Source organism: Acidovorax carolinensis (assembly GCF_002157145.1).
In the GTDB taxonomy this organism is placed as follows: Bacteria; Pseudomonadota; Gammaproteobacteria; order Burkholderiales; family Burkholderiaceae_C; genus Acidovorax; species Acidovorax carolinensis.
Genome location: NZ_CP021361.1, coordinates 2,404,768 through 2,417,586, shown reverse-complemented (window position 1 = coordinate 2,417,586; position 12,819 = coordinate 2,404,768). Strand labels below are relative to the sequence as shown.

Annotated in this window: 9 protein-coding genes; 8 read left to right on the top strand and 1 reads right to left on the bottom strand. The window is 66.5% G+C overall.

Going from position 1 to position 12,819, the window contains the following annotated elements:
- Positions 1 to 9 precede the first annotated feature (9 nt).
- A complete protein-coding gene (locus CBP34_RS11210; RefSeq protein WP_094098072.1) occupies positions 10 to 636 on the bottom strand; it encodes a class I SAM-dependent methyltransferase in 627 nt (208 codons plus the stop codon).
- A 303-nt stretch (positions 637 to 939) separates the two neighbouring features.
- Between CBP34_RS11210 and CBP34_RS11205 the strand changes: the two genes are divergently transcribed.
- The 8 genes from CBP34_RS11205 (at position 940) to CBP34_RS11170 (ending at position 12,679) form a co-directional block, all read left to right on the top strand.
- Complete coding sequence (locus tag CBP34_RS11205; RefSeq protein ID WP_094098071.1) at positions 940 to 2,160, top strand: MFS transporter; 1,221 nt, start codon at positions 940 to 942, stop codon at positions 2,158 to 2,160.
- A 26-nt stretch (positions 2,161 to 2,186) separates the two neighbouring features.
- On the top strand, positions 2,187 to 3,659 hold the full coding sequence (locus CBP34_RS11200; protein ID WP_086912644.1) for an RNB domain-containing ribonuclease: 1,473 nt from the start codon (positions 2,187 to 2,189) through the stop codon (positions 3,657 to 3,659).
- Between the two features lie 120 nt (positions 3,660 to 3,779).
- A complete protein-coding gene (locus tag CBP34_RS11195; RefSeq protein WP_208616327.1) occupies positions 3,780 to 4,358 on the top strand; it encodes an acetate and sugar kinases/Hsc70/actin family protein in 579 nt (192 codons plus the stop codon).
- 220 nt (positions 4,359 to 4,578) lie between these two features.
- Positions 4,579 to 6,324, top strand: a complete 1,746-nt coding sequence (locus CBP34_RS11190) for a methyl-accepting chemotaxis protein (protein ID WP_094098070.1) — start codon at positions 4,579 to 4,581, stop codon at positions 6,322 to 6,324.
- Between the two features lie 275 nt (positions 6,325 to 6,599).
- Positions 6,600 to 7,370: a c-type cytochrome gene (locus CBP34_RS11185; RefSeq protein ID WP_208616326.1), complete on the top strand. Its 771-nt coding sequence runs from the start codon at positions 6,600 to 6,602 to the stop codon at positions 7,368 to 7,370.
- A gap of 13 nt (positions 7,371 to 7,383) precedes the next feature.
- Positions 7,384 to 8,676 carry a c-type cytochrome gene (locus CBP34_RS11180; RefSeq protein WP_094098069.1) on the top strand — a complete coding sequence of 431 codons (1,293 nt, stop codon included), beginning with the start codon at positions 7,384 to 7,386 and terminating at the stop codon, positions 8,674 to 8,676.
- Between the two features lie 59 nt (positions 8,677 to 8,735).
- Positions 8,736 to 9,137, top strand: a complete 402-nt coding sequence (locus tag CBP34_RS11175) for a thioredoxin family protein (RefSeq protein ID WP_094098068.1) — start codon at positions 8,736 to 8,738, stop codon at positions 9,135 to 9,137.
- A gap of 191 nt (positions 9,138 to 9,328) precedes the next feature.
- Positions 9,329 to 12,679, top strand: a complete 3,351-nt coding sequence (locus CBP34_RS11170; protein ID WP_094098067.1) for a DEAD/DEAH box helicase — start codon at positions 9,329 to 9,331, stop codon at positions 12,677 to 12,679.
- Positions 12,680 to 12,819: the final 140 nt, after the last annotated feature.

The window sequence follows — 12,819 nt, the reverse complement described above, 5'->3', positions numbered from 1 at the left end:
GGTGGCACATCATGGCTTGCGCGCTACCAGCCCCAGCAAGGCCGACTGGCCGCTGTGCTGGGTTCCCTCGTTCAGCACCGCTTCATAGTCGCGCAGCTCGATGATCTGCAGGCCCGCGAAGGCCGACCGGATCAGCTCTGGCGTGTAGAGGTGCGACAGGATGGGTGGCCCGCCGGTCTTGTATTCCAACTGCCTGGGGGTGTAGCCCTGCAGCACCAGCAAGCCGCCGGGCTTGAGCGCAGCCACCATATTGGCGAACAGGCGCTCGCGCATGGCGGGGTCGGCAAACTGCACAAAGATGGCCACCACGGCGTCATAAGTGGCAGTGGGCCAGGGCCACTGGTCGCAATCGGCCACGCAGTAGTTCACGACGACAGCGGCGTCTGCGGCCTGCTGCCTGGCTTGGGCCACGCCCACATCCGAGATGTCAAAGGCATCCACCTGCAGGCCCTGGCGTGCCAGCCAGACGCTGTTGCGCCCGTCGCCATCGGCCACGCACAGCACACGGCCGCCGGGTGCGATGTGGTGGGCCTGCGCGCGCAGGTAGTCGTTGGGCTCCTGGCCAAAGAGGTGGTTTTGGCCGGTGTAGCGCTGGTTCCAGGTGGCTGCGGCGTCGGTGAAGGGCGTTGCGGTCATGGTGCGTGGCCTTGTGCAGTAGTTGGGGCTGAACGGACATGCCGGGCGTTTGCCCGTTATTGTTCGCGGCGATGGTGGGGCGATGGTGGGGCGATGGTGGGGCGATGGTGGGGCGATGGTGCCACAGGCCTTGACGGTGCCGGGCACGGTATGTGATTTATGGAGTCAAAATGGCCTGAAGCGCTTTTCTGTAAAGCGCATGCAGCTATGTAAATGATAGTAAATCGACGGATGATCTTCAATGTATGTCAAGCCTGCTAAGGGGCATCACAATGGGGTGCTTGAGGAACCCGGACGAAATCCATGAGCTTGCCCACCCCCGAATCGCCCGCTGGCCCGGCCCGTGCCGACTCCCGCCGTGCCAGGTTGCACCCCGATGTGCTCAAGCTGGGTCTGGTGAGTTTTTTGACCGACCTGAGCTCCGAGATGATCTTCTCGGTGTTTGCCGTCTTCTTCACCACGGTGGCCGGTGCATCGACAGCGTTGCTGGGGCTGATCGAGGGGCTGGCGGATTTTTCGGCCTCGTCGCTCAATTACCTGGCCGGCTGGCTGTCAGACCGCAGCGGCCGGCGCAAGTGGTTTGCCACGGCGGGCTACGCATTTTCGACACTGGCCAAGCTGATCTTGCTGGTGTCGTCGTCCATCGTGGGGTTGTCGGTCTTTCGGGTCATCGAACGGCTGGGCAAGGGCTTTCGCGGCCCGCCGCGCGATGCCTGGCTGTCGTCGATTGCGGCCAAGGAATCGCGTGGTTATGCGTTTGGCGTGCACAAGGCGCTCGATAAAGCGGGCGCTGTGCTGGGCCCGCTGGTGGCCTATGCGCTGCTCAAATTGCTGGGCGAATCGGCCAGCACCTACAGCCTGCTGTTCCTGGTGGCCTTTGTGCCGGCAGTGGTGGCCGTGGTGGTGCTTACGCGCATCCCCGACCAGCGCGGCCAGCCCCATGCGCGCGAGAGCGTGCGGCAGAACTGGCAGCAGCTCAGCCCGGCGTTCAAGCGTTTTCTGCTGCCGGCAGGGGTGTTTGCACTGGCGTATTTCAGCCTCGGCTTTGTTTTGCTCAAGGCCCATGGCGTGGGCTTTGGCATGACCGACATCGTGCTGCTGTATGCGCTGTTCAACATGGTCTGCGTGGTGGCCGCACCGCTGGCTGGAAGGCTGGGCGACAGGGTGGGCCGCAGCCGCATCGTGGTGCTGGGCTATGCGTTCTATGCGGCCCTCAACGTGTGGCTGGTGGTGGCGGCCAGCCGCTGGGAAATGGTGGGCATCTTTTGCCTGTATGGCGTGTTCTATGCCATCGAAGAGTCGCAAAGCAAGGCCTTCATCGCCGACCTGGAGCCCGAGCGCCGCGCCACGGCCGTGGGCGTCTACAACTTTGTGACGGGTGGCTTGTACCTGCCCGCATCGCTGATGGCGGGCGCGCTGTGGGCGGTGGCGCCGGGCCTGGCCTTCGGGCTGGCTGCCGCGCTGTCGGTGGCGGCCATCGTGGTTTTTGGGGTGCTGCAACCTGCTGCGACGGGGCAGCGCTAATTTCTCTGGCAACTTATATTGCATCCATGGACAAACAACACACATTTCACCGCAGCGATCTGGTGCGCATTGCCATCGACGCCATGAAAGAGCGGGGCCTGGAGCCCGAGTTTCCGCCGCGCGCCCTGCAGCAGCTGCAGACCATTGGGGCCGCCGGGCAGGACGACGACCCGCGCATCCGCGACCTCACGGCATTGCCCTGGTGCTCGATCGACAACGACGACTCGCTCGACCTCGACCAGCTCACGGCCTGCGGCCCCCTGAGCAACGGCGCCGTGAAGATTTTTGTCGCCGTGGCCGATGTGGACGCCTTGGTCAAAAAGAACTCTGCCATCGACCAGCACGCGCACACCAACACCACGTCGGTCTATACCTCGGCGCGGGTGTTTGCCATGCTGCCCGAGCGGCTTTCCACCGACCTCACCTCGCTGAACCCCGGCCAGGAGCGCCTCGCCATCGTGACCGAGATGGTGGTGGATGCCGAAGGCGCCGTCACCCATTCCACCGTGCACCGGGCGCGGGTGCGCAACCACGCCAAGCTGGCCTACGACGCCGTGGCCGCGTGGATCGAGGGCGAAGGCGACCTGCCCGAAGCCGCGCGCGCCGTGCCCGGCATGGACGAGCAGCTGCGCACCCAGGACGCGGTGGCCCAGCGCATGCGCGCGCGCCGGCGCGCCGCGGGCTCGCTGGATCTGGAAACCTTCCAGCCGCGTGCCGTGTTCGATGGCGACCGCGTGGTGGACATCCGCCAGCAAGCGCAAAACCGGGCGCGCCAGCTCATCGAAGAATTCATGATCGCCACCAACACCTGCACGGCGCAGTTTCTGGCGCAGCACGGCGGCAGCGCCCTGCGGCGGGTGGTGCGTTCGCCCGAGCGCTGGCTGCGCATCGTGGAAGTGGCCAGCAAATACGGCGAGGCGCTGCCCAAGGAGCCTGATTCGCGTGCGCTCGAGGGCTTTCTGGCGCGCCAGCGCAAGGCCGATCCGCTGCGCTTTCCCGACCTGTCGCTGGTCATCATCAAGCTGATGGGGTCGGGCGAATATGTGGTGGAGCATGCCCGGGGCGAGCCCATCGGCCACTTCGGCCTGGCAGTGCGCGACTACACGCATTCCACGGCGCCCAACCGCCGTTACCCCGACCTGGTGAGCTTGCGCATGGTGAAGGCGCTGCTGTCGGGCGAGCGTCCGCCCTATGGCCTGGCCGAGCTGGCCACGCTGGCCGAGCATTGCACCCACCAGGAAGACGCGGCGCAAAAGGTGGAGCGCAGCGTGCGCAAATCCGAGGCGGCGCTGTTCATGCAGGGGCTGATCGGCCAGCAGTTTGACGCCATCGTCACCGGCCGCACCGAAAGCGCCACCTGGGTGCGCATCTTCACGCCGCCGGCCGAGGGCCTGCTGGTGTCGGGTGATTTCAATCTCGACGTGGGGGCGAAGATCCGCGTGAAGCTGGTCAGCACCAATGTCGAGCGCGGCTTCATCGATTTCGAGCAGGCGCACTGAGCACGGTACCAGTCCGGCGCAGACTGCGGTGCCCTCCACCATGCAATGGCCTGTGCCGTGTCCACGTCCCCTCCACTCCGGTCAGCCGCAACATGGGCGCAACCCGCGCAAGGAAACCTCATGAATGAACCGTTACCCACTTCACCGTCACCCGCGCCCGGCGCGGCGGCGCAGGCTATTGCAACCGATATCCGCGCGCGTTACCGTGGCCTGCGGGCCGGCGCCGCCACGCAAGCTGCCATCACGGTGCTGCACATCGGCGCCGAACACACGGCCGTTGCCACGGGGCAGGGTGACGAGGCCATGGCCTGGCTGGTGCTGGACATGGGCGCGCAGAAAACGGCGCGGCAATTTTTCAAACGCAGCCCGCCCACGCCACTGGAGATGGAGCACGCCATCGCCACCGTGGAAGACGAGGTGATCCGCGCCGTGCCGTTGCTGCCGCCGGGCACGGCCTTGCTGTGCAGCGATGCGCTGGTGCGCGAGGTGGCCTTGCTGGCAGGGCTGGCGCCAGGTGAGCGCATGGCCATGCCGCTCGATGCCATGGAACGCGTGTTCGAGCGCCTGGCCGCCGTGGCCGAAGGGCGTCCGGTGGTGCGCGAGGGGCTGCCGCAGGGCACCGATTTCGCTGCCGGGCTGCTGATCCTGCGCGAGTTCATGCACCACTTGCGGTTTGGGGCCATTACCGTGGTGCGATGAAAAAACTTGTCGCCAAGGTGCTTGCGCTTCGACATAAAAGGTAACAAACAGTTAAAGTTCGCCGGGATCCTTGATTTTTGGGCTTGCCTATTGCGCGCCGAGGTGCTGGTCGCACCGGTGTCGGAGGGCGCGGTGGCCAGCCTGCGGCGTCAAGGGAGACAAGGGGTCTGGACGCCATGTCCGGGTCTGCAACAAGAACGTACTACAAGGAATATTCCGCATGTCATGGGTCAATTTGAAGATCGGCACCCGCCTGGGGCTGGGTTTTACGGTTGTTTTGCTGTTTCTGGCCGTTGTATTGGGGATGGGGCTTGTCTCCCTGGCCAATACCCAGTCGAGCCTGGATCAGCTGGTGAATGACAACAACAAGAAGCTGGAAGCCGCCAGTTTCATGCTGGGCCATGTGCGCGACATCTCCAACGCCGCCGGCATGATGGTGCTGGTAGCCGATGAAGCGGGCAAGCAGGCCCAGTTGAAGCGCGCGTCCGAGGCCCGTGCCCGGTACGCCGCGGGCCGGGCAACGCTGGAAAAACTGGTCAAAAGCGAAGGCGGCAAGGTGGCTTTGGCCCGCGTCGATGCCGCGCTGGCAGGGGCCGAGCCCTTGACCAACCAGCTGTTCGACATGGCCCTCAAAAACATGACCCAGGAGGCCACCGAGCACATGGTGGGCAAGGTCGCGCCCGCCATCGACAACACGCTGGGGCAGCTGTTTGGCCTGATCGAGTACCAGACCGGTGTTGCGATCCGTGCCAACGCCGAAGCCCAGGCGCAATACGAGTCGGCCCGCAACTGGATGCTGGGCCTGGGGCTGCTGGCGATCTTTTCGGGCGCGGTCATTGCCTGGAACATCACGCGCTCCATCACCCGGCCCATCCACCTCGCCGTGCAGGTGGCCCAGACCGTGGCCGATGGCGACCTGAGCTCCCGCATTGAAGTCGCATCCAGCGACGAAACGGGGCAGCTGATGCGGGCGCTGCAGCACATGAACGCAAGCCTGTCCAAGGTGGTGGGCGAGGTGCGCGGCGGAGCAGAAAGCATGGCCAGCGCCACCAGCCAGATCGCGGCGGGCAACCAGAACCTGTCGTCTCGCACCGAGCAGCAGGCCAGCTCGCTGGAGGAAACGGCAGCGTCCATGGAGGAGCTGACCAGCACCGTGCGGCAGAACGCCGACAACGCCCGCCAGGCCAACCAGCTGGCGCTCACGGCATCGGGCGTGGCGGTCCAGGGGGGCGACGTGGTGGCGCAGGTGGTCCAGACCATGGATGCGATCAACAGCTCGTCGCGCAAGATCGTGGACATCATCGGCGTGATCGACTCCATTGCCTTCCAGACCAACATCCTGGCGCTGAACGCGGCCGTGGAAGCAGCCCGCGCCGGCGAGCAAGGACGCGGCTTTGCCGTGGTGGCCAGCGAAGTGCGCAGCCTGGCGCAGCGCTCGGCGGAAGCGGCCAAGGAAATCAAGCTGCTGATCGACGATTCGGTCAGCAAGGTCGAGCAGGGCAGCCAGCAGGTGGACGTGGCCGGCAAGACGATGCAGGAGATCGTCAGCAGCGTGCGCCGGGTGACCGACATCATGGGCGAGATCACGGCAGCGAGCCAGGAGCAGACCTCGGGCATCGAACAGGTCAACCAGGCCATTGCCCAGATGGATCAGGTGACCCAGCAGAACGCCGCGCTGGTCGAGCAAGCCACGGCTGCGGCCGACGCGCTGCAAGGCCAGGCGGGTCACCTGTCGCAGGCGGTCAGCGTGTTCAAGCTGGCCGGTGGTGCAGACCAATTGGTGTCGCGCAGCCCTGCGGCGCGGGTGGCTGCGCCCGCGACCAGCCCGGCCCTGCAACGTGCCGCTGCACCGGCACAAGCTGCCAAGCCCCGGCAGACGCTGGCGGCGCCCCAGCCCAAACCCCAGCGCCAAAACCCGCCCGCACTGGTGGCGCAAGGCGCCGAAGCCGACTGGCAATCCTTCTGACCCCGCAGTGGTGCCGCCCCGCGCCCGGCGTGCCAGCCATGGACTGGTAGTGGCAGTGGTTTGAGGCAAAAAAGGCTGCTGGCGCTTTACCATAAAGCGCTAGCAGCTATTTTTTTTGATAGCTCGAAGTGGCCGCAAACAGACCAGCTCTCCAGCCGCGTGCAGCGCCTCCTCGAACCCTGCCGCGCCGGGCATTGAACCGGTGCGGTGTTTTGGCGCCGGGCAGAGAGTCGCACCTTCGCATGCGCTCTTTGCATACCCGCGAGAATCGGCCCATGAAAAAATGTTCGCGCCGATCCCTGCGCACCCTGTTGTCGTGGCTGTCGGGCGCCACGTTGGGCGCATGTGCCCTGGCTGCAGCACCCACAGGCGCAGCGCCCCAGACCGCTACCGCCGCCACCAGCGCCATGGCGCCGCGCGTGCTGGCCTGCACCGCCTGCCACGGCAAGGAAGGCCGTGCCACGCCGGACGGTTACTTTCCGCGCATTGCGGGCAAGCCGGCGGGTTACCTGTACAACCAGCTGGTCAACTTTCGGGACGGGCGGCGCAGCTACCCGCAGATGACCTACCTCATCGAGCACCTCACGGACGACTATCTGCGCGAGTTCGCCACCCACTTTGCCGCGCTGCAGGTGCCCTATGCGCCGCCGCTGGCGCCCCAGGCTTCGCCGCAGGTGCTGGAGCGCGGGCGCCAGTTGGTGCAACAGGGCGATTCGGCGCGCCAGTTGCCCGCCTGCGTGCAGTGCCATGGCCAGGCAATGACGGGGCTGCAGCCGTCGATTCCCGGCTTGCTGGGCCTTTCGCGCGACTACCTCAATAGCCAGCTCGGCGCCTGGAAAACCGGCCAGCGCCGCGCGCAGGCGCCCGATTGCATGGCGGATATTGCGCGCCAGCTTTCTCCCGAGGAGGTGAGCGCGGTATCAGCATGGCTGGCGGCCCAGCCGGTGCCCGGCGCTGGCAAACCCGCCGACCGGCTGGCAGGCGCCATGCCCGTGCGCTGCGGCGGGGTGGATGGGGTGCCGGTCGTGGACGCGGCGTCGCGTTGACGGGGTGCATGGCATGAAACGCATCCTCTGGACCCTTTTCTTCACCGTGGCCTTGCTGGCCCTGGGCACTGCCGTGGTGGCAGCGCTCAACCTGCGCGGCGAGGACGCCTTGCCGGCCGAATCGCAGTCCCTCTCGCAGGCCCGGACTGCCACGCCCGAACTGGTCGCGCGCGGCGAATACCTGGCCCGCGTTGGCAACTGCATGGCCTGCCACACCGTGCAGGGCGGCGCGCCGTATGCGGGTGGGCGTGGCATCGACACGCCGTTTGGCGTGATCCACACCTCCAACCTCACGCCCGACAAGGCCACTGGCATCGGCAACTGGTCGGCCGCCGAGTTCTGGCGCGCGCTCCACAACGGCCGCTCCAGGGACGGGCGCCTGCTGTACCCGGCGTTTCCCTACCCCAACTACACGCTGGTGGCGCGCGAGGATTCCGATGCCATCTTTGCCTACCTGCAAAGCCTGCCCGCCGTTGCGCAGGCCAACCGGCCGCACGCGCTGCGCTTTCCTTACAACACCCAGGCGGCGCTGGCGGTGTGGCGCGCGGTGTTTTTTGCGCCAGGCGCTCCCCAGGCAGAACCCACGCAAACGGCTGAGTACAACCGGGGCGCTTACCTGGTCAACGGCCTGGGCCACTGTACGGCTTGCCACACGCCGCGCAATGCGCTGGGTGCCACCTCGGATGCCAAGGCCTTCACCGGTGGGTTGATTCCGGTGCAAAACTGGTATGCCCCCGCGCTCAATGCCGCCCACGAGGCGGGTGTGAAGGAGTGGCGAACTGACGACGTGGTGGCCTTGCTGAAGACTGGCGTGGCGCCAAAGGGCTCGGTCACCGGGCCCATGGCCGAGGTGGTGTTTCGCAGCACGCAATATCTGAGTGATGCCGACGCCCAGGCGATGGCTGTGTATCTGCGGGCGCTGCCGCAGCAGGCCCCCGTCGCCACGGCAGGAGCCAAACCCTCTGCCGCCACGCTGGAGCGCGGTGCCAAGGTGTATGAGCAGCATTGCGCGCAGTGCCATGGCGACCAGGGCGAGGGCAAGCCGGGGGCGTTCCCGGCCCTGGCCGGAAATCGCGCCGTGATGCTGCAAGACCCGACCAACCTTGTGCGCGTGGTGCTGCAGGGTGGTTATTTGCCGGCCACGGCGGGCAACCCGCGCCCGCACGGCATGCCGCCGTTTCAGCAGACGCTGTCGGACGAAGACGTGGCGGCCGTGACCACCTTTGTGCGCAACAGCTGGGGCAACCAGGCGCCGGGTGTGGGTACCATCGAGGTCTATCGTGCGCGCGAGCGGCGCGGCATGTAGCACTGGGCCATGGTCCAGCGCCAGCCGCACCGCAGCGCTGCCCTCCAGGAGCCTTTTTGATGTCCAGTCCCGCCGCACTGCCCGAGCCCACCCCCACGAGCCCCGCGACCACCACACCCGGTGGCTGGTGGGCGGTGTGCCTGTGCGCCAACTGGTGCGGCACCTGCCGCGACTATCGGCCCCTTTTTGACGAACTGGCGCGCGCGCACCCCGGCGTGCGTTTTGAGTGGGTGGACATCGAGGACGAGGCCGAGATTGCGGGTGACCTGGACGTGGAGACTTTTCCCACCTTGCTGATTGCCGATGGCCGCCGGGCCTTGTTCCTGGGGCCGCTGTTACCGCAGGCGCCCGTGCTGGCACGGCTGCTGACCAGCCTGCAGGCCGGTGCCGCGGGCGCCGCCGGGGCAGGGGGCGAGGCCCAGCAAGTCTTTGAGCGCGTGCGTATCGCGCGTGGCGCGTAGCTGGGCGGGCCGGTAGCCACCACAGGGTTGTGCCGTTGGCCATGAAAACTCCTTTTTTAATAGCTGCTAGCGCTTGTTGTTAAAGCGCTAGAGCCCTTTTTTACTCAAATTTTGTGCCTGTAACCCGTTCACCATGGTTTCACCTCAATTCGCTGCAGGCCCAGTGCGACAAGGGAGCCTGGTCGCGTGGGATGGATCTGTATTGCAGGGCGGACGTGGTCGACGTCGACATCGAACCGGACGGTGATGGCCGCTGGCGGATCGAAGGCGAGGTGCAGGGCAGCCTGCCAGCGCCCTATCAGGTGTCGGCGCAATTGGCTCTTGCACCGAATGGCCAGGTGACGCAATGGTCGGGCGACTGCAGTTGCCCTGTGGGCGTAGGTTGCAAGCACGCCGTGGCGTTGACCCTGCAGGCCGCGCACCAGAAGCCGGCCCAAAATCAGACCGCTGCCCAAACCTTCGATGCCCTCCAAGCACTACAGGAGCGCAAGCACGCCATGGCGCGCGCCGAGGCCGACGCGCGGCTGGTGCACTGGCTGCAGGACTGGGACCGTGCCATGGGCGGTTCGGCCGCGCCAGCTCCGGGCGGCCGTCCGGATCGGCCAGAACGTTATCTTTACCTGGTCTCCACCGTGGGGCTGCCGCGCGCCACCACGCCGCAGATGCAGCTGGAGGCCGTGGTGTCCTACCCCAAAGTCACCGGCGGCTGGGCCAAGCCCAAACCGATCCGCACGCAGCCGTGCCCAGGGCAGGCCGTGTATGACAGCGCGAGCGACGCCGACCGCCAGGTGCTGCAACTGCTGCGTGCCATGCCGCGCGGCCTGGGTTATTACTCGGCCTACAGCAGTGCCCCGGTGGCGGTGTTGGAAGGCACGGTGGGTGTGATGGCGCTGCAGCAGGCGGCCAGCACCGGCCACCTGTTTGCCGACGCGGGGGGCTCCACTGTCGGTGCCCCGCTTCGCTGGGGTGATCCCCTGTCCATCACCTGGACATGGCGTGAGGCCACGCCCGCTGCCGGGGGTGAAAGCACCTGGGCGCTGCGCGCCAGCCTGCCTGCTGCGTCAGCCACGCTGTGCAGCAACAGCCCGCCTTTGTATCTGGATGCCGCCCACGGCGTGTGTGGCCAGGTGGTGGCCGATGGCCTGGGTGCTGCGCAGCTGGCCCTGTTGCTCAAGGCGCCCGCGCTGAGTGCCGCCGCGCTGCAAAAGCACCACGCCGAGGTTGCCCGCCGGCTGGGCGGTTTGCTGCCCTTGCCGCCGGTGCTGGGGCCACTCACGCGGGTGCAGGGCGTCCCACCCGTGGCACGCCTGCATCTGGCGCCCGTGCCGGTTGGCGATGTACCCGACCTGGGCCTCATCACCGCCCAGCTGCGGTTCGACTACCAGGGCCATGTAGGCTGGTGGGCCGGGCAGGAGCTGGACGTGCTGGTGACTGCGGCGGATGGCAGCCAGGTGCTGCTGCAGCGCGATGCCAGGGCCGAGCTCGATGCCATCGAGCGGCTGATGGACCTGGGCCTGCTGGCCACCGACGACGGCCTGTTCGGCATCCCTGGTGAGCGCCCACAGAACGACTGGATGCACTGGGCCGACAACGGTTTTGGGGTGCTGCGCGACGCGGGGTTTGAACTCACGCTGGATGCCGCGCTGGGTGGTTGGATCACGCATGCTGACGCACTGGCCGTGGCACTGCAGCCCGAGGGCGATGACGAAGCCACTTCGCCCTGGTTTGCGCTGTCGCTGGGCATGGAGATCAACGGCGTGCGCCACAACATCCTGCCCTGGCTGCCCGACCTGATTGCCGCCGCTGCTTCTCAGCCGGTGGACCCAGCCACGGGCCTGCCGCAACTGCCATCGCATGTCTATCTGCCTTCGCAAGTGGGCCCAGGTTTTGTGCGCCTGCCCACTGACACGCTGCGCCCCTGGATGGCGGCGTTGCTGGACCTGGTGGGCGACCGTGCCCATGATTTCAACGGCGACAGCCTGAAGCTCTCGCGCATGGACGCCCTGCGCACCAGCGCCGCGCTGGGCGAAGGAGCCACGTGGGAGGGCGCTGGCGCCTTGCGCGCCATGGTGGAGCAGCTCAAGGGCGCCAATTCGTTGCCCGAAGTGCCGCTGCCCGCTGGCGTGCGGGCCACGCTGCGGCCGTACCAGCAGCAGGGCCTGAACTGGCTGCAGTTTCTGAGCGCCCACGGCCTGGCTGGTGTGCTGGCCGACGACATGGGCCTGGGCAAAACGCTGCAGACCCTGGCGCACATTCAGGTCGAAAAAGACGCGGGCCGCCTGACCCGGCCCGCGCTCATCATTGCGCCCGTGAGCCTGATGGGTAACTGGCTGCGGGAGGCCGCGCGCTTTTGCCCGGGCCTGCGCAGCCTGGTGCTGCACGGAGCGGGCCGCCATGAGGTGGCCGAATCGGTGGAAGAGCATGATCTGGTCATTGCCCCGTATTCACTGCTGCAGCGCGACCGCGAACGCTGGCTGGCGCACGAATGGCACCTGGTGGTGCTCGACGAGGCCCAGAACATCAAGAACGCCAGCACGCACGCCGCTCAGGTGGTGAGCCAGTTGCAGGCGCGCCACCGGTTGTGCCTGTCGGGCACACCCATGGAAAACCACCTGGGCGAGGTGTGGAGCCTGTTTCACTTCTTGATGCCCGGCTTTCTGGGCAGCCAGCGGCGCTTTAACGAAGCGTTTCGCACCCCTATTGAAAAGCTGGGCGACAGCACGCGCATGGCGCAGTTGCGCGCGCGCATCACACCGTTCATGCTGCGGCGCACCAAGGCGTTGGTGGCGGGTGAGCTGCCGCCCAAGGTCGAAACCGTGATGCCCGTGGAGATGGCGGGTGCGCAGGCGGACCTGTACGAAACCATCCGCCTGGGAATGGAAAAAACCGTGCGCGAGGCGCTGCAGTCCAAGGGACTGGCCAAGTCGCAGATCACCATTCTCGATGCACTGCTCAAGCTGCGCCAGGTCTGCTGTCACCCGCAGCTGGTGCCGCTCGATGCCGCAAAGAAGGTCAAGACCTCGGCCAAGCTTGACCAGCTCATGGCTCTGTTGCCCGAAATGCTGGCCGAGGGGCGGCGCATTTTGCTGTTCTCGCAGTTCACCAGCATGCTTACGCTGATCGAGGCCGAGCTGAAAAAGCGCAACCTGCCCTGGGTCAAGCTCACGGGGCAGAGCCAGCGGCGCGACGCGATCATCGAGCAGTTCACCAGCGGGCAGGTGCCGCTGTTCCTCATCAGCCTCAAGGCGGGCGGGGTGGGGCTCAACCTGCCGCAGGCCGATACGGTGATCCATTACGACCCCTGGTGGAACCCGGCGGTGGAAAACCAGGCAACGGATCGCGCCCACCGCATTGGCCAGACGCAGAGCGTTTGGGTGATCAAGCTGGTGGCGCAGGGCACCATTGAAGAGCGCATCCTGGCGCTGCAAGAGCGCAAGGCGCAGCTGGCGAGCAGCCTCTACAGCGACGCTGCCGGGCGCAAGGAGCCGTTATTTACCGAAAGCGACCTGGCAGAGTTGTTGCAACCGCTATCACTGTCGTAGCGCTCCACGATGAGTGCATCGGCGCTGCCGGCATTTTGGTGGGAAACTGACGGGTGTGGACAAGCGATTCGACGCTGCAGGCCGCGTGGGCCATGGCGGAGCGTGAAAAGGGAGCGTGCAGGCAACAATTTGGGTGCGAT